We start from the raw sequence: 24,859 nt of genomic DNA, 5'->3' as shown, positions 1-24,859 counted from the left end.
TCAGGCTCCGTTCAGGATCAGCAATTGCAGGGCTGCGCGGCGGGCCGTGTCCTCCAGCCCGATATGGCGGAAGGCCGCCAGCGCGCCGGTCAGGTCCACGACGTTGCCCCGCGCGCCGCGGGCGAACAGATGCATCGACTCCAGGATCGCCTCGCCCAGTTGCTCCTTGTCGAGCAATTGCTGTATTTCCGGCGGGACTTCCGCCGCGCGGGTGAACCCACCGGCAATCGCCGCGGCGGTGATCGACGGCGCGGGAACGTGGTCGGGTTCGCCTTGGGCCAGCGCGGCGAGAAAGGCGTTGGTCTCGGAGTCGTCGGGAACGGTGCGGGCGGCGTCCTCGTAGCGGTCCGACAGCAGCAATACGCGCCAGCGCAGGTTCTCGGCCTCGGCGGGGGCGAGGTCAACGCCGATCAGGCGCGCGGCGAAAAGTTCGGCAAACGGAACTTGCAGGCCCGCGCCCTCCATCGCCTTCCACACGGTCGGCAGGGCCCTGGAGATGGCCGCAGCGTCCCCGGCGGCCAGCGCGGTTTCGAACCGCTGCACCGCCGCGACCCGGTCCCAGACCCCGCCCGAGGCAGCCGGTTCCCGTTCGGTGTAAAGTCCCAGCAACTGGTTGGGCGTCAGGGCGCCGATCCGGGTCAGGCGCTCGGCGGCCTCGATCTGTGCCTTCCAGCCTGCAACGTCGCGCAGATCCGCCGTCGCGAAGGCCCTGGGCAGCGATTGCGTCGGGATGCGCTCACCGATCGTCTCGAACAGGCGGAAGGTCAGCGGATCGGGCCGCGCTGGCTGCGGCAGCGGGGGGGCGCCCTCGAACAGTTCGGGGCTCAGAAAACGGTCGAGCAGCGCCAGTTCCTCGTCCGGCAGCAGATCCAGCGCGTGGGCGGCCTCCAGCGTCAGCGCCGCCGAGGTCCAGTCGCCGCGCCGCGCCTTGCAGAAGATCTGGGCGGCATAGTCCGGCGACAGGTGCGGCTGTGCGATCAGGGCCGAACAGGCGCGGTCCTCGTCGCCGGTCAGAAGGGTGGCGTCGAACCAGCGCGAGAATCGCGCGACGGAATCGGTCGGGCCGGCCAACTGCACCAGGGCCTGCGCGGGATCGGCCGCGCCGAGTTGCAAGAGCCGGTCCAGCCGCGCCAGCAGCAGCGTGTCGTCCGCCCCGGTGCCCGACGGCGCCCGGGATTCCGACAAAAGCAGCGTGAACAGCAGTTTCTGCATGGCCGGGCTGTCGCGCACCGGAGCGTTGGCGATCAATTCGGAGATGTAGGCGGGATCGCTGCCCCGCCAGAGATCCAGCGGCAGGCCGGTGACGCTTGAGGACACCAGCCCGAGCGGGCGGGCGATCGCCTCCAGCGGCGTCACCACGACCGGCGGCTGCATGCCCGTCTGCGTGACCGGCGGCTCCAGAAGCACGGTGCCGGGCAGGTGTTCCGGCGGATCGTTCAGCCATTCGATCGCCGACAGGGGTTGCTGCGCCGAGGCCGGTGCGCACAGGCACAGCGCCAGCAGCGCCGACCTAGTCAACATTCAGGATCACCGGTTCGCTAATCTCGCTTTGCGGCGCCGAAAAATCCACGCCGAAAAACGGCCCCAGATAGGCATACCCAACCAGCCCGATGAAACACAGGCACAGGATGTAAACCAGAAACTTGATCAGACGGCCCATCGTCCTCGCTGCCCCATTCTGCTCTTTTGACCAAGTTATAACTGGCATTTTTCCCAAGATCACGTCATTCACGGTGAAATGAGCGAAATTAAGCATAACTCCACGCAGACCGCCCGTAGCTCGGCCTTTGCGCTCCACAAGACAGTGGTCATGGTGGGCATGATGGGCGCGGGCAAGACCGCCGTGGGCAGGGCGTTGGCGGCGCGTCTGGGCGTTCCGTTTCTCGACAGCGATGCCGAAATCGAAACCGCGGCCAACATGACCATCCCGGAAATCTTCGAACGCGACGGGGAGCCGTTCTTTCGCCGCAAGGAGAGCCAGGTGATCGGCCGCCTGCTGGACGAAGCGCGGGGCGTCCTGTCCACCGGCGGCGGCGCCTTTCTGCGCGAAGAAAACCGGCGGATGATTTCCGAGCGCGGCGTCGCGGTCTGGCTCAGGGCCGAGCTGGACGTGCTCTGGAACCGGGTCCGGCACAAGGACACGCGGCCCCTGCTGCGCACGCCCGATCCGCGTGCGACGTTGCGCGCGCTGTATGACGACCGGGTGCCGATCTATGCCAAGGCCGACCTGATCGTGGATTCGGATGGCGAAACCTCGATCGACAACATGGTGGACCGGGTGATCGCGGCCCTTCTGACCCGCCCGGACGTTCTGGAACGGAAATGATGCATCAAACCGTACATGTCCCCCTGGGCGAAAGATCCTACGATGTCGAGATCGGTCCCGACCTGCTGGCCGAGGCCGGGCCGAGAATCGCGCCGCTGCTTTCAAGGCCCAGAGTTGCGGTGCTGACCGACGAGACCGTGGCGGCCCTGCATCTGGAGGCCCTGCGCGCCGGATTGGACAGGGCCGGCATCGACATGGTGTCGCTGGCGCTGCCGCCCGGCGAAGCGACCAAGAGCTGGCCGCATTTCGAACGGGCCGTCGAATGGCTGTTGGCGGAAAGGGTCGAACGGCGCGATGTGGTCATCGCTTTCGGCGGCGGCGTGATCGGCGACCTGGCCGGGTTTGCGGCGGCGGTGCTGCGGCGGGGGGTGCGGTTCGTGCAGATCCCGACCTCGTTGCTGGCGCAGGTGGACAGTTCGGTCGGCGGCAAGACCGGGATCAATGCCCCGCAGGGCAAGAACCTGATCGGCGCGTTTCACCAACCGTCGCTGGTGCTGGCCGACACCGCAGTTCTGGACACCATGACCAGGCGGGATTTCCTGGCGGGGTACGGCGAGGTGGTGAAATACGGTCTGCTGGGGGATGCCGGGTTCTTCGAATGGCTGGAAACCCACGGGCCGGCGCTGGCGGCGGGCGACATGGCGGCGCGCGTTCAGGCGGTCGCGCGTTCCGTGCAGATGAAGGCCGACATCGTGGCGCGGGACGAGACCGAACAGGGCGACCGGGCGCTGCTGAACCTGGGTCATACCTTTTGTCATGCGCTGGAGGCGGCCACGGGGTATTCCGACCGGTTGCTGCATGGCGAGGGCGTGGCGATCGGCTGTGCGCTGGCCTTCGAGCTGTCGGCGCGACTTGGGCTGTGTGCGCAGGAAGCGCCCAGCCGGGTGCGGGCGCATCTCAAGGCGATGGGGATGAAGACCGATCTGGCGGATATTCCGGGCGATCTGCCGGGGGCCGGGGCGCTGCTCGATCTGATGGCGCAGGACAAGAAGGTGGTGGACGGGCAGCTTCGGTTCATTCTGGCGCGCAGCATCGGACAGGCCTTCGTCACCTCGGACGTTCCGCGCGGCGCGGTGCTTTCGGTACTTGAGGATGCGTTGGCAACCCGTTGATCCCAGGTGGATTACCGTCCGGTAATCACCATGAGTTCGCCGATATTCTCGCGCGTGATATAGCCCACCATCCGTCCGCTTTCAGTACAAACAGCGACGGCCGGCGCGCCCTTGTGCAGCGCGTCGAGGACGGATTCCAGCCCCGATGTCAGGCCGACCGCGGGAATGTCCTCATCCATGACCGATGTTGCCGGGTCCGAGCGCGGATGGTCCCCGGCCAGCGCGGCAAAGAGGCGCCCCCGGGTGACGAAGCCACGCAGATGACCCGAGTCGTCCAGCACCGGAAACTCGTGCTGGGTCGTGTGGATCACGGCCTGTGCAGCGGTCGCCAGGGTGTCGGTCGGCGACAGCGCCTCGAAACTGGTGATCATGGCGTCGCGGGCCAGCATCCGCCGCGCGACCGAGCGCATCGCGACGTCCTGGCTTTCGGCATTGGCCGCGATGAAGACGAAGAGGGCGATCAGGACCAGGATCGGATTGCCCGTACTGAGCCCGGCAAACCCCAGCAGGAAGGCCACGACCTGACCGGCAAGCGCCGCGACCCGGGTTGCCTTGACCCGATCCATGGTCAGGCACAGAAGCGCCCGGAACACCCGGCCGCCGTCCATCGGAAAGGCCGGTATCATGTTGAACAGGGCCAGAAACAGGTTCACGAAGGCAAGCCGGCTGAGCAGGTCGGTATGCGCCGAGTCGATCCGGGCCAGGGCCTCCATATTCATCCCGGCGCCGAAGAGGACCAGCACACCCCAGATCACAACGTTCACCGCCGGACCGGCGAGCGCCACCAGAACCTCCTGCATCGGCTTTTCCGGCATCCGCTCCAGCCGCGCCAGGCCGCCGATGGGCAAGAGCGTGATGTCGGGGGTCCGGATGCCGTACCGGCGCGCCATCAGGGCGTGGCCGAATTCATGCGCGACGACGCAGGCGAACAGAACCAGGACAAAGAGAATGTTTTCCACCGCCGCGGGCCAGCCGCCCGCGGAATAGGCCGAAAAGCCGACCCAGGCCAGCAGCAGGAAGAAGGTGACATGGACCCGCAGTTCCGAACCGAGCAGGCGGCCGAGCGAGAAGGACCATGTCATTTCTTCCCTCCGGTCCTAGAACGGGATTTCGTCGTCGTCGATCCCTCCGGATGCGGGGGCGGGGCTGCCGGCGGGGGCACCGTAGGGATCGTCTTGGGAACCGCCGCCATAGCTGCCGGACTGACCGCCGCCATAGCCGCCGCCGCCGTCGCCGCGGCTGTCGAGCAGCGTCAGCTCGCCCCGGTACGGACGCAGCACGACCTCGGTCGTGTAGCGGTCCTGCCCGGACTGGTCCTGCCATTTGCGGGTTTCCAGCTGGCCTTCGACATAGACCTTCGATCCCTTGCGCAGATATTGCTCGGCGATCCGCGCCAGCGGCTCGGAAAAGATCGCCACCGAGTGCCATTCGGTCTTTTCCCGCCGTTCGCCGGTATTTCTGTCTTTCCAGCTCTCCGAAGTCGCGATGCGCAGGTTGCAGACCTTGCCGCCGTTCTGGAACGAGCGAACCTCGGGATCGCGGCCCAGATTTCCGACCAGAATGACTTTGTTGACTGAGCCAGCCATGAATTTCCCCGTCCTGTTGTCTCGATACCTTCCGAATCTGCACGATCCGTCCACGTGACCCTATACGTCCTGCGGCATGGTTAAAACTCCGTTCATGGGCAACACATGCTGGCCGGACGGTTTGGCCTTGCTTCCAATTCGACCCGAATCTCCTATACTGGCCGCCGAGGTTCAACGACCAGGCATATGTGAATGCACAGGTTTTTTGGCGGTTTTGTCATCGGTTCTCTGGTACTTGCATCGATTCCGGTGCAGGCCGATGTTCTGTCTACCAAGAACCGGCTCGACATTTTCCGCAATCAGGCAAAGGTCTTGGACAGCCGCGCGGCGGTCCAGTACAAGGATTCCGAACGGCTGAAGCCGAAAGGCGCGCAGGGTGGCTTCGACAAGCGGTATTCGGGCAAGTATCGCGGCCAGTACCTGGAGATGGCACGGGCGGCCGCCCGGCTGCACGACGTGCCCGAAGAGCTGTTCCTGCGGCTGGTTCAGCAGGAATCCGGCTGGAACCCGCACGCAAAATCTCACAAGGGGGCCCTGGGGCTGGCGCAGTTGATGCCGCAGACCGCCGATTTGCTGGGCGTCAATCCTCATGATCCCAAACAGAACCTTGAAGGCGGCGCGCGTTACCTGTCCTGGCAGTTCCGCAAGTTCAAATCCTGGCGGCTGGCGCTGGCGGCCTACAACGCCGGTCCAGAAGCCGTGGAAAAGCACGGCGGTGTTCCCCCGTATGAGGAAACCCAGAATTACGTCAAGGCGATCTGGGGCGGCTGACTCCCGCGCCCAACGGCCTGATTGACGCGCGACCGGCCGCAGCGCGCGACCGGCGGCTTGAACCCGGAGCAGCCAGATCGCCGCGCTATTCGGCGGCGATCTTGATGACAGGCTCCATCTGGGCGAGCACCTCGTCGGACAGGTGACATTTGACCTGATGCCCTTCGGCCAGCGTTTTGGTCGGTGGAACCTCTTTTTCGCACAGGCCGCCCGGAACCTCGGATTTCCAGCGGCACCGGGTCTGGAACGGGCAACCCGGCGGCGGGTTCATCGCCGAGGGAATGTCGCCTTCCAGAACGATGTGCTTCTTTTCGACCGACGTGTCGGCGATCGGCACCGCCGACAGCAACGCCTCGGTATAGGGATGATAGGGCGGGTTGAAGACCTGGTCGGTCGAACCCAGTTCGACGACATGCCCCAGATACATCACCATCACCCGGTCGCTGAGATACCGCACGATGCTGAGGTCGTGGCTGATGAACAGCAGGGTGGTCTTGTGCTGGCGCTGAATCTCCATCAACAGGTCGGTCACGGCGGCCTGCACCGACACGTCCAGCGCCGAAACCGGTTCGTCCGCCACCACGATGCGCGCATCGCCGGCAAAGGCGCGCGCGATTCCCACGCGCTGTTTCTGGCCGCCTGACAGTTGCCGGGGCATGCGCTCGGCAAAGGCGCGCGGCAGTTTCACCAGATCCAGCAGTTCCAGCATTCTCTGCCGGCGCTCGGCCTCGGAATTGCCGACTCCGAAGATTTCGAGCGCGCGCATGATCTGGCGCCCCACCGTCATCGACGGATTGAGCGTGTCGAACGGGTTCTGGAACACCATCTGAACTTCGCCGACGGTCTTGGCGTCGCGTTCCTCGATCGGCACCTGTTCGATGTTGCGGTTGTCGAGCAGGATCTGGCCGTCGGTCGCGGTTTCGAGCCCCATCAGCACCTTGGCAAAGGTGGACTTGCCGCAGCCGGATTCGCCCACGATGGCAAGAGTTTCGGATTCGTGCGCCTCGAAGCTCAGGGTTTCGTTGGCCTTGACCACCTTCGTGTCCCCGCCGCCGAACAGGGCATTCGCGGCGACCTCGTAGTATTTCTTGAGGTTGTCCATTTTCAGGACGACCTTGCCGACTTCGGCCTTGTCCTTTTGCTCGCTGGCCGTGATCGGCGCGTCCCAGTCGATTTCCTGGAACTTGAGACAGCGCGTGTGGTGCCGGTCATTGCCGGGAACCGCCTGCATCAGGATGTCCTGCGCGTCGCAGCGGCCTTCTTCGAAATAGTCGCAGCGCGGCCCGAAATTGCAGCCCGGCGGGCGTTCATGGGGCAGGGGGAAGTTGCCCGGAATCGCCACCAGCGGGCGAGAGTTCTTGTCGGCGCCCGGCAAGGGGATCGACCGGAACAGTGCCTGCGTGTAGGGGTGGCGCATTTCGTCGAACACGTCCTCGATCGATCCGCGCTCGACCGCCTCGCCGGAATACATCACGCAGAGCCGGTCGCAGGTTTCCAGCACCAGCCCGAGGTTGTGCGAGATGAACAGCATCGAGGTGCCGTATTTCTTGCCCAGATCCTTGACCAGTTCCACCACGGCCGCCTCGACGGTCACGTCGAGCGCGGTGGTGGGTTCATCCAGGATCAGCAGCGCCGGTTTCGACATCAGCGCCATCGCGATCACGATGCGCTGCTGCTGCCCGCCCGACAGCTGGTGCGGGAAGGAATTCAGCATCCGTTCGGGATCGGGCAGGCGCACATCCGTGACCACCTCCAGCGCCCGCTTGTAAGCTTCTTCCTTGCCGACGCCCTCGTGGATCATCGGCACTTCCATGAGCTGCCTGCCGATCTTCATTGCCGGGTTCAGCGAGGCCATGGGTTCCTGATAGATCATCGCGATCTCGTTGCCGCGGATGTCGCGCAGTTCCTCTGCGCTCATCTGGCTCATGTCGCGGCCCTTGAACTTGATCGTGCCACCCACGATGCGGCCGTTCTTGCCCAGATCCTGCATGACCCCGAGCGCGACGGTGGACTTGCCGCAACCCGATTCGCCGACCAGGCCCACCGCCTCGCCGGGTTGCACGCTGACCGAGAAATCCATCACCGCGGGGATTTCCCGCAAGCGGGTGAAGAAGGAAATCGACAGCTTGTCTATTTCGAGGATCGGGCCGTCATATTCCGCCAGTTTGCTCATTCTTGTTCTCCCCGTCCGAGCCTTGGCAGCGGCCCGCTTCTTCTTGTTGAAATTGAGGCAGAGAACCGGGAGCATCGCCCCCGGCACCAATCACATCAGTCTTTCAGGCTTTCCTCGCGCAGACCGTCTGCCAGGAGGTTCAGGCCGAGCACCAGCGAGAGCAGGGCCAGGGCCGGCGGCAGCGCGGGATGCAGGTAGATCGACAGGAGCTTGCGCCCTTCGTTGATCGTCGAGCCCCAGTCCGGGCTTTCGGGCGGCAGGCCCAGTCCGAAGAAACCCAAGGTTCCCAACAGGATGGTGGTATAGCCGATCCGCAGACAGAAATCGACGATCAGCGGTCCGCGCGCATTGGGCAGGATCTCCCACAGCATGATGTACCACGGACCCTCGCCGCGGGTCTGGGCGGCCGCCACATAGTCGCGGGTCTTGATGTCCATCGCCAGGCCCCGGACGATCCGGAACACCGTGGGCGAGTTCACGAAGACAACCGAAACGAACACCACGAGGATGCCGCCGGGCACGTCGAACAGATCCATGAAGGTCGGCAGGCCCCAGATCGCATAGTCCTTGGTGTTGATCACGTATCCGCCGGTCGAGATCAGCGACAGGTACAGCCAAACCGCGACGCCCAGCACGCCGATCAGCAGCGGTGTGCGGAAATTCGGCCGCGTGTAATAGCGCGAATTCAGCAGCACCCCGATGAAGACAATGGGGAAGACGAACAGCACGGCCGCCATGTAGTTGGGCACGCCGGTCGCGATGATCTCGGGCGTTACCAGCAGGTAGAACAGCAGGATCACCGGGAAGGCGAGGATCAGATTGGCCAGGAAGGACAGGAGCGTGTCGAGACGTCCGCCGTAGTACCCTGCGGGCAGACCCAGCGTGATGCCGACCATGAAGGCGAACAGCGTCGCAAGCGGCGCGATCTGCACCACGATCCAGGCGCCCTTGACCATGCGGCTGAAAACGTCGCGCGCCAGGTTGTCGCCGCCTAGGAGATACCAGGGGTATTCGCCTTCTTCCAGATTGGGCAGCGGCGTTCCGGGCACCTTGTTCTTCATGCCCGAAAGCTGCACCAGCGGGTCATGGGTCACGATCAGGTCGAGGGCTCCGAAGATCCCGGTGAAGACCCAGAACATCACCAGTCCGAACCCGATCATTCCGACCGGGCTGTCGAACAGCTTGCCGTACAGCCCCAACCGGCGCTTGAAGGCGACCGACATGGCGAAGACGATGATCAGCGACACCCAGACAGGCAGGAATTGCTGCGATACCGCGCCGACGATCCCGGCGCCGCTGCCCAGAAAGACGCCCAGCACGATATAGGCCAGCGCCAGCAGGACGGTGGCCAGGAACGTGAATCGCAGGGCGGTCTGCGCCAGGCCGCGCGGCCCGACGGCCGCCTTGAGCGTTCCGTCGGGATTGACCATCACCGGGCCTTCGGTGGTGACGATGCTGATGAGGATCCAGAACAGGATCGACAGGGTCAGCGCCGCAAGGACGATCACGAGAACAGGGTTGAGAAAGGCGATAGAGCCGGTCCAGCTGAGAGGTTCCATGTCCTGTTCTCCCTTACGATATCCGGATGCGCGGGTTGAGGTAGACATAGCCGATATCCGATATCAGCTGCGTCACCAGGACCACGAAGACCGACACGACCGAAATTGCCAGCAGGAGCTGGATGTCGTTGTTCCCGGCCGCCTGTACCAGCGCCCATCCGAAGCCCTTGTAGTTGAACAGCGTCTCGACGATCACAACGCCGTTCAGAAGCCACGGGAACTGGAGCATGATGACCGTGAACGGGGCGATCAGCGCGTTGCGCAGGGCGTGTTTCATCACGATGTTCGGAAACGATACCCCCTTGAGCCGCGCGGTGCGGATGTACTGCGCCGTCATGACCTCGGTCATCGAGGCGCGGGTCATCCGGGCGATGTAGCCCATGCCGTAGAGCGCGATTGTCAGCACCGGCAGGAAGAAGTTCTCGAAGGTCGGGTTGTCCATCGCCTCCGTCGCGGTGCCCTTGAACCATTTCAGGCCCACCGTGGACGAGGTGAAGATCGCGATGAAGATCACGCCCGACACGTATTCCGGCGTCGCGGTGGTGATGATCGAAAAGGTCGAGAGCGACCGGTCGAGCGCCGTGCCCTCGCGCATCCCCGCCAGAACGCCCACGATCAGGGCCGAGGGAACCATGAGCACGAGCACCCAGAACATCAGATATCCCGTGTTTCCCAGCCTCTTGGCGACGATGCCGCCGACTTCGTCCTTGAAGACGGTGGAGTATCCCCAGTCCCCCTGCAGCACGCCGCAGAACCGCGGCGTGGTCTCGGGCGTGGCGCCGGGGCGCACGCAGGTGCCGACGAACTGACCGTCGGCCAGCGTCTTGGTGAAACCCGGCATGACACCCAGCCATTGGCCATACTTGACCAGCATCGGCTGCTGGTATCCGCGGTTTTCCAGCCAGGCTTGCACCTGCTCGTCGGACATCCGCTGGTTGCCCTGTGTCTTGGCGAGTTTCTCGAGGTTCGGGTAGAGGTTGGTCAGAAAGAAGACCACGAAGGTCAGGCACAATGCCGTCAACAGCATGACGCCAAACCGTCTGAGGATGAAAAGTCCCATATCGGCCCCTGTTGTTCGGGTGTTCCGCAGATCAGTGGACCATTTTCTGGCCTCGGACCTCCGGTCTGCGCCGGTTCGTCTGCGGCTGGATCGGGGCGCCCTGCGCGGGCGCCCCGAGTTGGTTCGTCAGGCCGGGCTTACGCCGCCCAACCCCACTTGTAGTGGTGGTGTTCGAACGAGATGTGCATGTCGGTCCCGACCAACCCGTCCTTCATGTGGCGATAGAGCGCGCGCCAATAGGGCTGCACCGTGACGCCTTCTTCCTGAATCAGCGCAGCGCCCCTGGCCGCGACCTCGCGGCGCTTGTCGGCATCCGCGATCGCCAAGGCTTCGTCGAGGATGGCGTCGAAGTCCGGGTTCGCCCAGCCGAACTCGTTCCAGGCTTCACCTGACTTGTACGCCAGTGCCCAGATCTGCACGCCCAGCGGACGGTGGTTCCAGTTGGTCGAGCTGTAGGGATACTTGGCCCAGTCGTTCCAGAACGTGCTGCCCGGCAGAACGGTCCGCTTGACCTTGATGCCCGCGTCGCGCAACTGCGCGGCGACGGCGTCGGTGGTGTTGCGGCGCCAATCGTCGTCGATCGACAGCAACTCGTGCTCGAAATCGGCCATTCCGGCCTCTTCCAGCAGCTTCATCGCACCGGCCGGATCGGGTTCCTGCTTGGGCAGTTCCGGGTATTCCGGGTGGATCGGACCCATGTGGTGGTTTTCCGCCGTCGATCCCCGGTTGCCATAGCCCAGTTCCAGGCAGACATCGTTGTTGACCGCCATCTGCAGGGCCTTGCGCACGCGCTTGTCGGCGTAGGGTTTCTTGCCGTCGATCTCGGCCAACTGGTTCGGGCGGATCACGATGGTGCCCATGGTGATCACTTCGGACTTCACGTAGCCGAGGCTGTCCATCACGTCGATGAACTCACCGACGGATTCGTGCAGCATGTCCACCTCGTCCGATTCCAGCGCCGCCAGCCACGAGGACGGATCGGTGCCGTAATCGATGTATTCGATGCGGTCGAGCGCCGGGCGGCCAAAGACGGCCTCGCCCCACCAGGCGTGGTTTTCGTTGCGCACGAGCGTGCACTTCACGCCAACTTCCAGTTCTTCGATCAGGTAGGGACCGGTGCCCACGTTGTTGAGCAGATCGGTTTCGCTGAACGAGCTGTGCACGATGGCCGCCGGATAGTCCGACATGCCTGCGATCAGCGAGATGTCGGATTTCGGCAGGTTGAGGCGCACGGTATGGGGGTCAACCACCTCGATGGCGCCGTCGATGGCCTGGCCGCTGTCCGCATCGACGAGGGTCGCGAAACGACCGGCCATCGAGTTGGTTTCCGAGCTCTTGTCGCACCAGCGCGCGATGTTGCGGGCCACGTCGTCGGCCGTGAAGTCGTCGCCATTGTTCCACTTCACGCCCTGACGGACCTTCAGCGTGTACTGGGTCGCGTCCTCGTTGATCTCCCAGCCTTCCAGCAGCATGCCGCGGAACGTGCCGTCCGAGTTGTACTCGACCAGGTATTCCAATGTGCCGCGGCTTTGGTTGCCCATTTCCGACCAGTCATAGGTGCGCGGATCCTTGAGCGCGCGAACTTGTGCCTGAACGCGCAAGGTGCCGCCTTCCTTCTTGGCATCCTCGCCCGCGGCATGGGCCGGGGCCGGCAGGCCGATCATCCCATAGGCCGCGGCGGCGGTGACGCCTAGGCCGGTGGCGCGGGTCAGGAACTCTCGACGGCTCAGCTTGCCGTCCCGGTATTCCTGAGCGTGCATTTCCGCAGCCCAGTGCACCGGTGCTCCAGTCGTTGTCTTATGTGTCATGAATGTCTCCCTGTGACGCATTTATTCTTGGAGGGTTTCAGGAACGCAGTGCGACCAGTCGGGTCGCCCGGTTCCGCGGTTGCCGTGTTTTGGAACGTAAACATCCCCATGCTCGGTATTCCGCACCAGAATTTAACATAGGTCAATGATGGGAATCGTCATCAATGGGACAAAAACGACATTGTGAGATGATTCGCCGGAAACCGAAGAGCCCTTGCAGACAAGGCGGATAGGGCTGAAACGGACACGAATTCACCCCTGGCCAGCGCCAGTTTACGACAAGGCGACCCCGTGCTTTCATCGGGCCGGTTTCCGGCTCGGCCGCATGGCTGCGGCGCGTCGGGTCCGAGAATCAGCAAGCCGAATCAATGCGATGCCAGGTCTTCATGCGGGCGCGGAACCAGGTGCGCTGGCGCTTGGCGAATTGCCGGGTGGAGATGGTCGCCCGCATCCGGGCTTCCTCCAGGGAGAGGCTGCCGCTCAGAACCGCCATCAGTTCCGGCACCCCGATTGCCTTGCAGGACGGCAGGGAGGGGTCATAGCGGTCCCGCATCGCTTCGACCTCGTTCAGGGCGCCCTGGGCGATCATCTGGTCGAACCGGCGGGCGATGCGGTCGTTCAGCCAGTCTTTGTCGGCATCGAAGACCAGGGGCACCGCCCGGTCGAGCGGCAAGAGCGGCGCCGGCGTTTCGGCCTGCCAGTCGGCCAGCGGCCGGCCGGTTGCCTGTTGCACTTCCCAAGCCCGTTGCACACGCGCGCGGTTGTTCAGGTCGATGCGGGCCGCCGTTGCCCGATCCAGCTCGGCGGTCAGGTCGCGCAGCGTCAGACGATCGGCCCGGTCCCGGACCTCGGGCGGCGTCGGGGGGATGTCGGCCATGCCCTCGGTCAGGGCCGTGAAATAGAGACCGGTTCCTCCGACGATGATCGGCCGGGGACCGCCGGAGAGCAGGGGAGCGACCTCGCGCAGCCAGTGCCCGGCGGAATAGGCCGCGTCCCAGGCGACATGACCGTAGAGACGATGCGGCGCCAGCGCCTCGTCCTCGATCGAGGGTCGGGCCGTGACGATCCGCCAACAACCGTAGACCTGACTGGCATCCGCGTTGACGATGACGCCGCCGTGCCGCTGGGCGATGGCCAGTGCCAGGGCGGATTTTCCCGAGGCGGTGGGGCCGGCGATCAGGACCGGTTTGTCAGGCGGGATCGGGGGAAGCCGGTCCAGCATTCGAGTGGTTCGGTCGGCCGCCATTGCGCGTTCGCCTCGTTCCCGGTCAAGCCGCATTGAACCTGCGGGTCTTTTGCTTCATTTTGCGCCGGAAAATAAACCGGTGCCGCAGCGGAGCGCAACATGACCTCTTCAAACGTCCAAGCAACCATCGATCAGCCCGAAACCCAACGGCCGGCGACGAAATTCAAGAGGGTCATGCTCAAGATCTCCGGCGAGGCGCTGATGGGGGATCAGGGATTCGGCCTGCATCCGCCGACGGTTCACCGGATCGCGGAAGAGGTGAAATCGGTGCACGATCTGGGCGTCGAGATCTGCATGGTGATCGGCGGCGGCAACATCTTTCGGGGGCTGTCCGGCTCGGCGCAGGGGATGGAGCGGACAACCGCCGACTACATGGGGATGCTGGCGACGGTCATGAACGCGCTGGCCATGCAATCCGCTCTGGAAGCTCTGGGCGTGTTCACCCGAGTGATCTCGGCCATTCCGATGGATCAGGTCTGCGAGCCCTACATCCGCCGCCGCGCCGTGCGGCACCTGGAAAAGAAACGCGTGTGCATCTTTGCCGCCGGCACCGGCAACCCCTACTTCACCACGGACACCGCCGCGACCCTGCGCGCCAACGAAATGGGGTGCGAGGCGATCTTCAAGGGCACCAAGGTTGACGGGGTCTATGACAAGGATCCGGCGAAATTCGACGATGCAAAGCGCTATGACACCGTGAGCTACGACGATGTTCTGGCCAAGCGACTCGGGGTCATGGACGCCTCGGCCATCGCGCTGGCACGCGACAACAACCTGCCGATCATCGTGTTCTCGCTGGACGAACCCGGCGGGTTCCGCGGCATTCTGGCGGGCGAGGGCACCTATACCAAGGTGCAGGGGTAAGGCATTCGCCCAACTGGCGTGAAACCTGAAACCATCGGCCGCAACTGTGCTTGACCTGCCGCCGGGTCGCGGGCATCCATTTGCGAAAAACAGGGGAAAGCAATGGCGCTGGACATCGATTTCGTTCGTTCTCAATTTCCTGCGTTCGCGGAAAACGCCCTGCAAGGGCAGGCTTTTTTCGAGAACGCCGGCGGATCCTACACCTGTCGGCCGGTCATCGACCGGCTGACACGGTTCTACACGCAACGCAAGGTCCAGCCCTATGCACCCTACGAGGCGAGCCGATTGGCCGGCGCCGAGATGGACGAGGCCCGGCAGCGCATGGCCGCCTTGTTGGGCGTCGAGACGGACGAATTGAGCTTTGGCCCTTCCACCACGCAGAACACCTATGTCCTGGCGCAGGCCTTCCGCAAATGGATGCAGCCGGGCGAGGCGATCATCGTGACCAATCAGGATCACGAGGCGAATTCCGGGCCCTGGCGGCGGTTGGCGGATGACGGAATCGAGATCCGAGAATGGCAGATCGATCCCGAGACTGGTTCCCTCGATCCCCAGGATCTTGAGAATCTTCTGGACGAAAAGGTGCGGTTGGTCTGTTTCCCGCATTGTTCGAACGTCATCGGCGAGATCAATCCGGTGACCGAGATCACCGCGATCGCCCATGCCGCCGGGGCTTTCGTCTGCGTCGATGGCGTGTCCTATGCGCCGCACGGCTTTCCCAATGTCGGCGATCTCGGCCCGGACATCTATCTGTTTTCCGCCTACAAGACCTATGGCCCGCATCAGGGCTGCATGGTGATCCGGCGCGCGCTGGGACGGCTGCTGCCGAACCAGGCGCATTTCTTCAACGCCGATGTGCTCTACAAGCGGTTCACGCCGGCCGGGCCGGATCACGCGCAGATCGCGGCCAGTGCCGGCATGGCGGATTACGTCGATCTGATTTGCGACCATCACGGCGGACCGGCCTCGGGGGCGGTGGAGCGCGGCGCGTTCGTCCACGATCTGATGCGCGGATACGAGGCCGATCTGCTCCAACCGCTGCTCGACGCGGTCAAGGACCGAAATGCCGTGCGGCTGATCGGGCCGTCCGAGGCGGAACGGCGCGCGCCGACGGTGGCGCTGGCCCTGAACGGGCCGGCGGAACCGGTGGCGGAACGGCTTGCCGAACACGGCATCATGGCCTGTGGCGGGGATTTCTACGCCGTGCGTCCGCTGCGCGCGATGGGCGTCGATCCGCAGGAAGGCGTGCTGCGGGTCAGCTTCACCCACTACACCACGCGGGCCGAGATCGACCGGCTGATCGACGCGCTGGACCGGGTTTTGTGATCCGCGCCCGCCCGCGCCACGTAAGCAGGGCATAATGCGAGGGCGGGCATGGACACAGGGACCAAACCGGCGATCTTCTGGTTTCGCCGCGATCTGAGGCTTTCGGACCATCCGGGGCTGACCGAGGCGGTGCGCGCGGGCGCACCGGTCATCCCCGTGTTCATTCTGGACGACGTGGCTGACAGTCTGGGCTCGGCGCCGAAATGGCGTCTGGGACTGGGGCTGGAGGTTTTGGCCAAGGCGCTTGGCGGCCGTGGCAGCAAGCTGATCCTGCGCCGCGGAAACGCACGCGACGTGTTGCGCGCGGTGATCGCGGACACCGGGGCCACGGCGGTTCACTGGACCCGCGCCTATGATCCCGAGTCGATCCGGCGCGATACCGCGATCAAGTCAGACCTGAAACGGCTGGGCATCGAAGCGCGGTCGCATCCGGGGCACCTGCTGTTCGAACCCTGGACGGTCGAAACGAAATCAGGCGGATATTTCAAGGTGTTCACGCCGATGTGGCGCGAAGTCAGAACCCGCGACGTGCCTGCGCCGCTGCCCGCCGCATCACGCATCCCAGCGCCCGTGCGCTGGCCCGCTTCGGAGCGGCTGGAGGACTGGCGGCTGGAGCGGTCGATGCGGCGGGGCGCGGCAATCATGCGCCCTCATGTTGATCCGGGGGAAGACGCGGCCCGCGACCGGCTCGAACGTTTTCTTGCCGAAGGAGTCCCGGAATATGACACGTGTCGCGACCGGCTTGATCTCGGCGCGACCTCGGGCATGTCCGAATACCTGTCGTTGGGCGAAATCGGTCCGCGCGCGATCTGGCACGCGGCGATCCGGGCGCGGGAAACGGGTGTGGCCGGCGCAGAAGGGTATCTGCGGCAGCTGGTGTGGCGGGAATTTTCCTACCACCTGATGTATCACACGCCCGGACTTCTGACCCTGAACTGGAAACCCGGCTGGCAGGCGTTTCCGTGGAACACCGACGCCGATCACCCGCATGTCCTGGCCTGGAAGCGCGCACGCACCGGGGTTGCCATCGTCGATGCCGGATTGCGCGAAATGTACGTGACCGGGCGGATGCACAACCGCGCCCGGATGATCGTGGCCAGCTATCTGACCAAGCATCTGATGACCCATTGGAGAATCGGGCTGGATTGGTTTGCCGACTGCCTGATCGACTGGGATCCGGCCGCGAATGCGCTGGGCTGGCAGTGGGTGGCGGGCAGTGGCCCGGATGCGGCGCCGTATTTCCGGGTCTTCAATCCCGACCTGCAGGCGCAGAAATTCGATCCCGAGGGTCGGTATGTCGCGCGGTGGATTGCCGAAGGTCAGGCCGAGCCGCCCGAAACCGCCCGAGACTATTTCCGGGCCATCCCGGCGCGCTGGAAGCTGTCCGCGCAGGACGACTATCCTCAGCCTGTTGTCGGACTGGACGCAGGCCGCAAGCGGGCGCTGTCAGCATACGAGATGTGGAAGAATGGCTTGGAAAACGCGGCGCTTGCCTGATTTTCGATCTGCGCCTAGCCTGTAATCGCACCGCAACGGGGAGAGCGGATGATCCTGACGACGACAGAAGGGCAGAACGACCTGCCGCGCTATTTCACCCAGGTCATGAAAATGCTCCAGAGCATGCGGGCCGGGCGTTTGGACATTGCCATGCCGGATGGGCGGATCTTTCGGGCCGAGGGCCGGGAACCCGGACCGGTGGCCCGGATCGATGTCCACAATCCGGACGTGTTCGCGCGGCTGATCCGCGAAGGAGACCTGGGTTTTTCGGACGCCTATCTCGATGGCGACTGGAGTACGCCCGATCTGCGCGCCTTCATGGATCTGGTCAATCTGGACAATGAAACGGTCTATGACGATTTTCCGGGCCAGTTTCTAGTGCGCGCCTACGAACGGTTCCGGTTCTGGCTTCAGCGCAACCACAAGGAGCAGGCCAAAAGGAACATCTCCTATCACTACGATCTGGGGAACGATTTCTACAGCCTGTGGCTGGACGAAACGATGACCTATTCCAGCGCGATCTTTGAAACGGGGCAGGAAAGCCTGGAAAAGGCGCAGACCGCGAAATATGCCAGCCTGATCGACGAAATGGGCGCGCGGCCCGGCGACCACGTTCTGGAAATCGGATGCGGCTGGGGCGGCTTTGCGGAATATGCCGCCAAGGAACGCGGTCTGCGGGTCACCGGGCTGACCATCAGCCAAGAGCAGTTCAAGTACGCGACGCAAAGAATTGAAAAGGCGGGTCTTTCAGATTCCGTTCAATTCAAGCTTCAAGACTACCGGGACGAGCGCGGCACCTATGACGGCGTGGCCTCGATCGAAATGTTCGAGGCGGTTGGCCAGAAATACTGGCCGGTGTATTTCGATGCGGTGCGCGAAAGACTGAAACCGGGCGCGAACGCGACCCTGCAGATCATCACCGTCGCGGACAAGCGATGGGAACTGTACCGCAACGGCGTGGATTTCATTCAGAAGCACATCTTTCCCGGCGGGATGCTGCCGGCTCCGAAGGTGCTGCGCCAGCAGATCGAACGGGCCGGGCTCAACGTGGTGCGGTCGAAGGAATTCGGCAAGAGCTATGACCTGACGCTGCGGCGGTGGCACGAGACCTTCAACGAGAAATGGGAGCAGATCGCGGCGCTGGGCTTTGACGAGCGTTTTCGCCGCATGTGGAATTTTTATCTCACCTCCTGCGGCGCAGCCTTTGACACCGGCAATTGCGATGTGACACAGATCACAGTTGCAAGACCAAGCTAACGCCGGACCACAGACATGCCCACCGCTTCCCGTCTCGTCGCTGCCATCTGTCTGGCCGTGCTTGCCTTCGTGGTGTCGGGTCAGGTCATGGATGCCAAGCCGGAAGGCACCGATTTCGGCTATTTCACCCTTGTGAACGTCGGACTTGGCATCTTGTGCGGCTGGGTCATCATGGGCCGGCGCGTCGGACGGGGTACGACCTGGGCGATCAACAACGGGCTGACCGGCATGGCCGCCCTGGTGTTCTGGGGCCTGTTCGTGCAGGGCTGTTACGAGATGTTCCGGCTGGCGATGCGCCACCGATATGACGGCCCGTTCGAGGCGGTTCTGGCCATCTTCAAGCTCGGGGTCGAATTCGGCCAGATCCTTTTGGTGCCGCATATCATCTGGACGTTGCTGATCGGTGGCGTATTGTCCGGGCTGATTGCCGAGGCCGCGTGGCGGCGCTGGCGGTAGCCCTGTCCAAACCACGGAAAGCTCTGACCTGTGACCGATCTGTTTTTCTACGGCACGCTGCGCCACGCGCCGCTGTTGGAGCGCGTTCTCGGCCGGCCAGCCCGGGACATCGACATGACGCGCGCCAGTCTGGCGGATCATGCGGTCTATGCGGTCAAGGGCGAGATCTTTCCGATGATCGCGCAAACCCCCGGCACGCGTGCCGAGGGGGTGCTGGTGCGGGGACTGAGCGCCGAGGACATTGCGCGGCTCACCTATTATGAGGGCGGGTTTGCCTATGACCTCGAAACGCGGCGGCTCGACCTGCCGGACGGTGGGCACGCCTCGGCGCAGGTGTTCTTTCCGGAAGGCGGGCGCTGGCAAAAAGGCGCGCTCTGGTCGCTCGACGATTGGGCGGAGGCCTGGGGAGAGCTGACCGTTTTCGCCGCCGAAGAAGTCATGGGATATTACGGCAAGGTGGATGCTGCGGAGATCGCCCGCAGTTTCAAGGCCATCCGCACCCGCGCCTGGGCACGCATGGCGGCCCGTCGGCGCCGCACCGGCGACCCGCGCGACATTGAACAGGACGTCGTCCTGCACCGCAGAACATATGCCTATGTCGACTATTTCGGTATGGAAGAGGTGGAGCTTCAGCACCGAAAGCATGACGGAACCATGGGTCCGGTGCTGAACCGGAACGGTCTGATGACCGGACAGGCGACCGTGGTGTTGCCCTATGATCCCGAACGGGACACGGTCTTGCTGGTGGAGCAGTTCCGGGCGCCGGTCTACATGATCGGCGACCCCGAGCCATGGGTGTGGGAACCGGTCGCCGGCATGATCGATCCCGGCGAAACGCCCGAGCAAACGGCGTTTCGCGAAGCGCAGGAAGAGGCGCATGTGGCGCTGGACAGGGTTGAATATGCCGGCGGCGCCTATGCCTCGACCGGCTCATCGACGGAATTCGTGCACCTTTTCGTCGGGCTGGCGGATCTGACCGGGACAGTCGAGAATGGCGGTGTCGATACCGAGGGCGAGGACATCCGCAGCCAGATCCTGTCCTTCGATGCGCTGATGGAGATGGTGGACGGACACAAGGTCAAGGATCTGCCGCTGCTGGCGCTGGCGCATTGGCTCTGTCGGAACCGATCGCGGCTGCGGCAGGGGAATTAACGCCCATCCGCCCCGAGAGCGCTTGAGGTTGCGGGGGGGCAGGGCTACATCTGGGCATCGAACTGATCGAAAGAGGGCATCATGCGCATTGCACGCGATCTGGCGGACGCCGTTGGGAAGACTCCTTTGATCCGGTTGCGCCGCGTGAGCGAGGAAACCGGGTGCGAGATCCTCGGAAAGGCCGAGTTCATGAACCCCGGTCAGTCGGTCAAGGACCGTGCGGCCCTGTTCATCATCCGCGACGCCATCGCGCGCGGCGATCTGAAACCCGGGGGAACGATTGTCGAGGGGACCGCGGGCAATACCGGCATCGGCCTGGCGCTTGTCGGGGCGTCGATGGGATTCAAGACCGTGATCGTGATTCCCGAGACGCAATCCGAAGAGAAAAAGGACATGCTGCGCCTCGCCGGCGCGCAACTGGTACAGGTGCCCGCCGCGCCGTATCGCAACCCCAACAACTTTGTCCACTATTCGCGCCGCCTGGCGGAGGAGTTGAACAAGATGGAACCGAACGGCGCGATCTGGGCCAACCAGTTCGACAACGTGGCGAACCGTCAGGCGCATGTGGAAACCACGGGACCGGAAATCTGGGAGCAGACCAACGGCAAGGTGGATGGCTTCGTCTGTGCGGTCGGGTCCGGGGGCACCATCGCCGGAGTCGCGGACGCCTTGCAGCCCAAGGGGGTCAAGATCGGTCTGGCCGATCCGATGGGCGCGGCGCTCTACAGCTATTATACGACCGGCGAACTTGCGATGGAAGGCGGCTCGATTGCCGAAGGGATCGGCCAGGTGCGCATCACCAAGAACCTCGAAGGGTTCAAGCCCGACTTCGCCTATCAGGTGCCGGATGACGAAGCCTTGCCCTATATCTTCGCTCTCTTGCGCGAAGAGGGGCTGGTCATGGGCGGATCGACCGCGATCAACATCGCCGGCGCGGTGCGTCTGGCCAAGGACATGGGGCCGGGGCACACGATCGTCACCATCCTGTGCGACTATGGGACACGCTATCAGTCCAAACTGTTCAACCCGCAATTCCTGCGCGAAAAGGAGCTCCCGGTCCCGGATTGGATGACCGAAGCCCCCCGCAGTATTCCGGGCGTGTTCGAGGACGCGTGATGGCCTGGCTGGGCCGGCTGCTGATCGTCGCTGCGGCGGTCCTGCTGCTTGGGTTGAGCGGGCAGGCTTCGGCGCAGCTGTCCGAAACCCAGACCGAATTTTACCAGGGCTGGCTCAAGACCGCGCAGCGGGCGGAAGAGGTGGTGAAGGCCAACCGGGCTTCGGTGGCTGCGCTGGAGAACCTGCGGAACGAAATCAGCCAATACCGCGACACGTTCAACCGCGAGCGCAACGCCAACACCGAGAGAATCCGGACGCTGGAAAGCCAGCTCAAGGCTTTGGGTCCGAAGCCCGAGGATGGAACGGAAGAACCGCAGGACATCGCCCAGCTTCGAACCCATCTCGAAAGCCAGCTGGACCAGTTGCGCGTTCCGCGCATCATTTCGGAAGAGGCGTTCAGCCGGGCCAACGGGCTGATCAACGAGATCGACCGGATCATACGGGACCGTCAGGCCAAGGAACTGTTGTCGCGCGGGCCGTCGCCGCTGAACCCGAGCCACTGGCTTGAGGCCTGGTCGGATGTCAAGGACGCGACGCTTTCCCTGACGAACGAGTTTGTCGCGAACATCCGCAGCGATGTGACGCGCGAACAGGTGCAGTCGCGCGCGCCGGTCATCATCATCCTGGTCCTGATCGCCTTCGTGCTGCTGTGGCGCGGCAAACGTTGGGTCGAACGTTTCGGGGATTTTCTGCGCTCTCTGGGCGGCGCCGGTACCGGGGTGTGGACCTTTATCGTGTCGCTGTTTCGCATCGTCCTGCCGTGGATCGGTGTGCTCTGCCTGGTCACCGCGCTGTCGTTGAGCGGTGTGCTCGGCCTGCGCGGGACGCTGGTGTTGAATCAGGTTCCGTACTGGGCCGCGATCATCCTGTATTTCGAATGGATCGGGCGCCAGATCTTCGTCATGGGCTCCTCGAACAAGTTCCAGAGGTTGACGGCGGCGCAGATCGCGGAGGTGCGGGTACATATCAGCCTTCTGGCGATCCTTCTGGTAATGCATGATTTCGTGAACCTGTTCGAGGAGATCGAGAACGTCTCGGACGCGACCCGCGCCGTTGTCGGGTTCCCGGTCATCGTCGCGACCGCGCTGGTGCTGTTGCGCGTCAGGCAGATTCGCCACAAGGACGACGGCGGCGAAGGCGATGACAAACCGTCGCCACGGGCGGCGGGCTTTGGACAGATGGTCGAGGTTCTGCGGCGCGGCATGTTCCTGCTGGGCATCGCCTCGCCGCTGCTTGCCGTGCTGGGCTATTCCCATGCCGCCGAGGCGATCGTCTTTCCGGCCGTCAAGACGCTGGCTCTGATCGCGGCTCTGGTGATCGTACAACGGTTTCTGGGCAACGTGTATGGCTGGCTCACCGGACAGGGCGAGGCGGCTTCGGATTCGCTGTTTTCGGTCCTGGTCGGGTTCGTTCTGGCCGTTGTGGCGTTGCCCATCCTGGCGCTCTACTGGGGCGCGAGAGAGGCCGATCTGCGCGAGATCTGGTCGCAGATCCTGCAGGGTTTCGACATTGGCGGGGTCACGATATCGCCATCGAACTTCCTGACTTTCGTGGCGGTCTTTGCCATCGGCTATGGTTTGACCCGTCTATTGCAAGGTGGATTGCGAAACTCGCTGCTCCCCAAGACCAAGATCGACCCGGGCGGTCAGAATGCGATCGTGGCCGGCACCGGTTATGTCGGTGTTTTCGTGGCGGCGCTGGTCGCGATCACCGTGGCCGGGTTCGACCTGTCGTCGCTGGCCATCGTGGCCGGCGCCTTGTCGGTGGGTATCGGTTTCGGGCTGCAGACCATCGTGTCCAACTTCGTTTCCGGAATCATTCTGCTGGTCGAACGCCCGATCTCGAAAGGCGACTGGATCGATGTCAACGGCATGATGGGCTATGTTCGGGACATTTCGGTGCGCTCGACCCGGATCGAAACCTTCGACCGGACCGACGTGATCATCCCGAACTCGGACCTGATCAGCGGCGTCGTCACCAACTACACGCGCGGCAATACCGTCGGGCGCGTGATCGTTCCGGTCGGCGTGGCGTACGGAACCGATACGCGCAAGGTGGAGACAATCCTGAAGGAGGTCGCGAACGCGCATCCCATGGTTCTGGCCAATCCGGCGCCCAACATCGTGTTCCAGGGTTTCGGCGCGGATTCGCTGGATTTCGAGATCCGGGCGATCCTGCGCGACGTGAACTGGGTGCTTTCGGTCAGATCCGACATGAACCACGAAATCAACCGCCGTTTCGTCGAAGAAGGAATCGAGATTCCCTTTGCGCAGCGCGACGTGTGGCTGCGCAACCCCGAGACCCTGCGCGCCGGAGCGGAGGGGACACCGCCCGGATCGGATCGCCCGGACGGGAAGGAGGCCACACCGGCCCGCACCGAGGGCCCGATCGAGATGACGGAAGCGGACCTGGAAACCGGAGGCGGCGATGACGACTGAACCCCTGTTTCGGGAAGACGCCTATTTACGCCGGGCGACGGGCACGGTTGTCGGCCACACTTCCGAAGGCGGCGTGATCCTCGATCGGACCGTGTTCTATCCGACCGGGGGCGGACAGCCGGGCGATTCCGGTGGTTTGACATGGCAGGACGGACGGGCCGGCGTCACGACCGCAACCAAGGGCGAAGGGGATGCCATCGCGTTGACGTTGACCGAGGGGAGCGACCTGCCGCCGGTCGGCACGGAGGTGATTCAGGAGCTGGACTGGGCGCGGCGGTATGGCCACATGCGCGTACATACGGCGCTGCATCTTCTGTCCGTCGTGATACCGCTCGAAGTGACGGGCGGATCCGTCGGGGCAGAAAAGGGGCGACTGGATTTCAACATGCCCGAGGCTCCGTCCGACAAGGACGCATTGCAGGCGGAGCTTCAGGCTTTGATCGACCGGGATCTCGCGGTGACACAGGACTGGATCACCGAGGCGGAGCTGGATGCCAACCCAACTCTGGTCAAGACGATGTCGGTGGCGCCGCCGCGCGGATCGGGCCGGGTGCGGCTGATCGGAATCGGGCAGGGCGCGGATCGGGTCGATCTGCAGCCCTGCGGCGGCACGCATGTGGCCGGCACCGGCGAGATCGGGCGCATCCGGCTGGGAAAGATCGAGAAAAAGGGCCGGCAGAACCGTCGGGTCTATCTGCATCTGGAGCCGTGAATCCCCGGATTGGCCCCTTGCAAATTCCGGTCTGATCGTCCAAATAACGCCGACACGGAGAGGTGGCCGAGTGGTCGAAGGCGCACGCCTGGAAAGTGTGTAGGCGGGAAACCGTCTCCAGGGTTCGAATCCCTGTCTCTCCGCCACCCATTCCAGTCTCATTTCAGCGACGTTTTTTGACCGGGAATTGCACCGCAATCCCCGGGGCTTGGTGTGCCGTGTTGTGACCTGAGACGGAGGTTTCGGCACGCTTTGGGCTCGGGTTGACGGGAAGTCTCTGTTCGGCGATTTGGCGGGTTCGGTTTGAGACGTTTTCCCTGATTACCGGCAATTTACAGGGAATTCCGTCGAACAAACCCTGTTCGCACGAATATGGCTACACCTAACGCGCTGTTTTTGT

Annotated in this window: 21 protein-coding genes and 1 tRNA gene; 13 read left to right on the top strand and 9 right to left on the bottom strand. The window is 63.8% G+C overall.

Annotated elements, in window-relative coordinates; genetic code table 11:
- Window positions 1-1,521: a hypothetical protein gene (locus AC2FNJ_RS15060; RefSeq protein WP_496765371.1), complete on the bottom strand. Its 1,521-nt coding sequence runs from the start codon at window positions 1,519-1,521 to the stop codon at window positions 1-3.
- Window positions 1,511-1,660 carry a hypothetical protein gene (locus tag AC2FNJ_RS15055; RefSeq protein WP_496765370.1) on the bottom strand — a complete coding sequence of 50 codons (150 nt, stop codon included), beginning with the start codon at window positions 1,658-1,660 and terminating at the stop codon, window positions 1,511-1,513. Before AC2FNJ_RS15055 ends, AC2FNJ_RS15060 begins: the two co-directional genes overlap by 11 nt.
- Window positions 1,661-1,738: 78 nt before the next feature.
- On the opposite strand from AC2FNJ_RS15055, the gene AC2FNJ_RS15050 reads away from it, so the two are divergent.
- A complete protein-coding gene (locus AC2FNJ_RS15050; RefSeq protein ID WP_496765369.1) occupies window positions 1,739-2,326 on the top strand; it encodes a shikimate kinase in 588 nt (195 codons plus the stop codon).
- Window positions 2,326-3,438, top strand: coding sequence for a 3-dehydroquinate synthase (gene aroB, locus AC2FNJ_RS15045; RefSeq protein ID WP_496765382.1), 1,113 nt, complete (start codon window positions 2,326-2,328; stop codon window positions 3,436-3,438). Before AC2FNJ_RS15050 ends, aroB begins: the two co-directional genes overlap by 1 nt.
- A gap of 11 nt (window positions 3,439-3,449) precedes the next feature.
- Here the strand turns inward: aroB and AC2FNJ_RS15040 are convergent, their stop codons facing one another.
- Together AC2FNJ_RS15040 and ssb are read right to left on the bottom strand one after the other, a co-directional pair.
- Window positions 3,450-4,520, bottom strand: coding sequence for a site-2 protease family protein (locus AC2FNJ_RS15040; protein WP_496765367.1), 1,071 nt, complete (start codon window positions 4,518-4,520; stop codon window positions 3,450-3,452).
- A 15-nt stretch (window positions 4,521-4,535) separates the two neighbouring features.
- The gene (gene ssb / locus AC2FNJ_RS15035) at window positions 4,536-5,024 is read right to left on the bottom strand and encodes a single-stranded DNA-binding protein (RefSeq protein WP_496765366.1); all 489 of its coding nucleotides are present in this window, start codon (window positions 5,022-5,024) and stop codon (window positions 4,536-4,538) included.
- 192 nt (window positions 5,025-5,216) lie between these two features.
- Between ssb and AC2FNJ_RS15030 the strand changes: the two genes are divergently transcribed.
- Complete coding sequence (locus AC2FNJ_RS15030; RefSeq protein WP_496765365.1) at window positions 5,217-5,795, top strand: lytic transglycosylase domain-containing protein; 579 nt, start codon at window positions 5,217-5,219, stop codon at window positions 5,793-5,795.
- An 85-nt stretch (window positions 5,796-5,880) separates the two neighbouring features.
- On the opposite strand, the gene AC2FNJ_RS15025 is transcribed toward AC2FNJ_RS15030, so the two are convergent.
- The 5 genes from AC2FNJ_RS15025 to miaA form a co-directional block, all read right to left on the bottom strand.
- Window positions 5,881-7,968: a dipeptide ABC transporter ATP-binding protein gene (locus AC2FNJ_RS15025; protein ID WP_496765364.1), complete on the bottom strand. Its 2,088-nt coding sequence runs from the start codon at window positions 7,966-7,968 to the stop codon at window positions 5,881-5,883.
- Window positions 7,969-8,063: 95 nt separating this feature from the next.
- Window positions 8,064-9,527, bottom strand: a complete 1,464-nt coding sequence (locus tag AC2FNJ_RS15020) for an ABC transporter permease (RefSeq protein ID WP_496765363.1) — start codon at window positions 9,525-9,527, stop codon at window positions 8,064-8,066.
- 13 nt (window positions 9,528-9,540) lie between these two features.
- A complete protein-coding gene (locus AC2FNJ_RS15015) occupies window positions 9,541-10,587 on the bottom strand; it encodes an ABC transporter permease (RefSeq protein WP_496765362.1) in 1,047 nt (348 codons plus the stop codon).
- A 137-nt stretch (window positions 10,588-10,724) separates the two neighbouring features.
- Window positions 10,725-12,395, bottom strand: coding sequence for an ABC transporter substrate-binding protein (locus tag AC2FNJ_RS15010; RefSeq protein ID WP_496765361.1), 1,671 nt, complete (start codon window positions 12,393-12,395; stop codon window positions 10,725-10,727).
- A 352-nt stretch (window positions 12,396-12,747) separates the two neighbouring features.
- Window positions 12,748-13,641 carry a tRNA (adenosine(37)-N6)-dimethylallyltransferase MiaA gene (miaA, locus tag AC2FNJ_RS15005; RefSeq protein ID WP_496765359.1) on the bottom strand — a complete coding sequence of 298 codons (894 nt, stop codon included), beginning with the start codon at window positions 13,639-13,641 and terminating at the stop codon, window positions 12,748-12,750.
- Between the two features lie 174 nt (window positions 13,642-13,815).
- On the opposite strand from miaA, the gene pyrH reads away from it, so the two are divergent.
- The 10 genes from pyrH (at window position 13,816) to AC2FNJ_RS14955 (ending at window position 24,605) form a co-directional block, all read left to right on the top strand.
- Complete coding sequence (gene pyrH, locus AC2FNJ_RS15000; protein WP_496765380.1) at window positions 13,816-14,505, top strand: UMP kinase; 690 nt, start codon at window positions 13,816-13,818, stop codon at window positions 14,503-14,505.
- 102 nt (window positions 14,506-14,607) lie between these two features.
- The gene (locus AC2FNJ_RS14995; protein WP_496765358.1) at window positions 14,608-15,831 is read left to right on the top strand and encodes an aminotransferase class V-fold PLP-dependent enzyme; all 1,224 of its coding nucleotides are present in this window, start codon (window positions 14,608-14,610) and stop codon (window positions 15,829-15,831) included.
- A gap of 48 nt (window positions 15,832-15,879) precedes the next feature.
- Window positions 15,880-17,328, top strand: coding sequence for a cryptochrome/photolyase family protein (locus AC2FNJ_RS14990; protein ID WP_496765356.1), 1,449 nt, complete (start codon window positions 15,880-15,882; stop codon window positions 17,326-17,328).
- A gap of 48 nt (window positions 17,329-17,376) precedes the next feature.
- A complete protein-coding gene (locus AC2FNJ_RS14985; RefSeq protein ID WP_496765355.1) occupies window positions 17,377-18,585 on the top strand; it encodes a class I SAM-dependent methyltransferase in 1,209 nt (402 codons plus the stop codon).
- A 15-nt stretch (window positions 18,586-18,600) separates the two neighbouring features.
- The gene (locus AC2FNJ_RS14980; RefSeq protein WP_496765354.1) at window positions 18,601-19,041 is read left to right on the top strand and encodes a TrgA family protein; all 441 of its coding nucleotides are present in this window, start codon (window positions 18,601-18,603) and stop codon (window positions 19,039-19,041) included.
- Between the two features lie 30 nt (window positions 19,042-19,071).
- On the top strand, window positions 19,072-20,193 hold the full coding sequence (locus AC2FNJ_RS14975) for an NUDIX domain-containing protein (protein WP_496765352.1): 1,122 nt from the start codon (window positions 19,072-19,074) through the stop codon (window positions 20,191-20,193).
- A gap of 81 nt (window positions 20,194-20,274) precedes the next feature.
- Window positions 20,275-21,309 (top strand): cysteine synthase A, encoded by a 1,035-nt coding sequence (locus tag AC2FNJ_RS14970; protein WP_496765350.1) that lies wholly within the window; start codon window positions 20,275-20,277, stop codon window positions 21,307-21,309.
- Complete coding sequence (locus tag AC2FNJ_RS14965; RefSeq protein ID WP_496765348.1) at window positions 21,309-23,747, top strand: DUF3772 domain-containing protein; 2,439 nt, start codon at window positions 21,309-21,311, stop codon at window positions 23,745-23,747. The genes AC2FNJ_RS14970 and AC2FNJ_RS14965 overlap by 1 nt, the downstream gene beginning before the upstream one ends.
- The gene (locus AC2FNJ_RS14960; RefSeq protein WP_496765346.1) at window positions 23,737-24,459 is read left to right on the top strand and encodes an alanyl-tRNA editing protein; all 723 of its coding nucleotides are present in this window, start codon (window positions 23,737-23,739) and stop codon (window positions 24,457-24,459) included. The genes AC2FNJ_RS14965 and AC2FNJ_RS14960 overlap by 11 nt, the downstream gene beginning before the upstream one ends.
- A 56-nt stretch (window positions 24,460-24,515) precedes the next feature.
- Window positions 24,516-24,605 (top strand) — tRNA-Ser (locus AC2FNJ_RS14955).
- The last annotated feature ends 254 nt before the right edge of the window (window positions 24,606-24,859 follow it).

This window comes from Ruegeria sp. BHSB196 (assembly GCF_059613135.1).
The sequence above is the reverse complement of the archived record's forward strand: the minus strand, read 5'-3'. Positions and strand labels throughout refer to the sequence as shown.

Coding starts and splice junctions, on each gene's coding strand:
- AC2FNJ_RS15060 (WP_496765371.1), bottom strand. CDS start 1,521: ATGTTGACTAGGTCGGCGCTGCTGGCGCTGTGCCTGTGCGCACCGGCC.
- AC2FNJ_RS15055 (WP_496765370.1), bottom strand. CDS start 1,660: ATGGGCCGTCTGATCAAGTTTCTGGTTTACATCCTGTGCCTGTGTTTC.
- AC2FNJ_RS15050 (WP_496765369.1), top strand. CDS start 1,739: ATGAGCGAAATTAAGCATAACTCCACGCAGACCGCCCGTAGCTCGGCC.
- aroB (WP_496765382.1), top strand. CDS start 2,326: ATGCATCAAACCGTACATGTCCCCCTGGGCGAAAGATCCTACGATGTC.
- AC2FNJ_RS15040 (WP_496765367.1), bottom strand. CDS start 4,520: ATGACATGGTCCTTCTCGCTCGGCCGCCTGCTCGGTTCGGAACTGCGG.
- ssb (WP_496765366.1), bottom strand. CDS start 5,024: ATGGCTGGCTCAGTCAACAAAGTCATTCTGGTCGGAAATCTGGGCCGC.
- AC2FNJ_RS15030 (WP_496765365.1), top strand. CDS start 5,217: ATGCACAGGTTTTTTGGCGGTTTTGTCATCGGTTCTCTGGTACTTGCA.
- AC2FNJ_RS15025 (WP_496765364.1), bottom strand. CDS start 7,968: ATGAGCAAACTGGCGGAATATGACGGCCCGATCCTCGAAATAGACAAG.
- AC2FNJ_RS15020 (WP_496765363.1), bottom strand. CDS start 9,527: ATGGAACCTCTCAGCTGGACCGGCTCTATCGCCTTTCTCAACCCTGTT.
- AC2FNJ_RS15015 (WP_496765362.1), bottom strand. CDS start 10,587: ATGGGACTTTTCATCCTCAGACGGTTTGGCGTCATGCTGTTGACGGCA.
- AC2FNJ_RS15010 (WP_496765361.1), bottom strand. CDS start 12,395: ATGACACATAAGACAACGACTGGAGCACCGGTGCACTGGGCTGCGGAA.
- miaA (WP_496765359.1), bottom strand. CDS start 13,641: ATGGCGGCCGACCGAACCACTCGAATGCTGGACCGGCTTCCCCCGATC.
- pyrH (WP_496765380.1), top strand. CDS start 13,816: ATGCTCAAGATCTCCGGCGAGGCGCTGATGGGGGATCAGGGATTCGGC.
- AC2FNJ_RS14995 (WP_496765358.1), top strand. CDS start 14,608: ATGGCGCTGGACATCGATTTCGTTCGTTCTCAATTTCCTGCGTTCGCG.
- AC2FNJ_RS14990 (WP_496765356.1), top strand. CDS start 15,880: ATGGACACAGGGACCAAACCGGCGATCTTCTGGTTTCGCCGCGATCTG.
- AC2FNJ_RS14985 (WP_496765355.1), top strand. CDS start 17,377: ATGATCCTGACGACGACAGAAGGGCAGAACGACCTGCCGCGCTATTTC.
- AC2FNJ_RS14980 (WP_496765354.1), top strand. CDS start 18,601: ATGCCCACCGCTTCCCGTCTCGTCGCTGCCATCTGTCTGGCCGTGCTT.
- AC2FNJ_RS14970 (WP_496765350.1), top strand. CDS start 20,275: ATGCGCATTGCACGCGATCTGGCGGACGCCGTTGGGAAGACTCCTTTG.
- AC2FNJ_RS14965 (WP_496765348.1), top strand. CDS start 21,309: ATGGCCTGGCTGGGCCGGCTGCTGATCGTCGCTGCGGCGGTCCTGCTG.
- AC2FNJ_RS14960 (WP_496765346.1), top strand. CDS start 23,737: ATGACGACTGAACCCCTGTTTCGGGAAGACGCCTATTTACGCCGGGCG.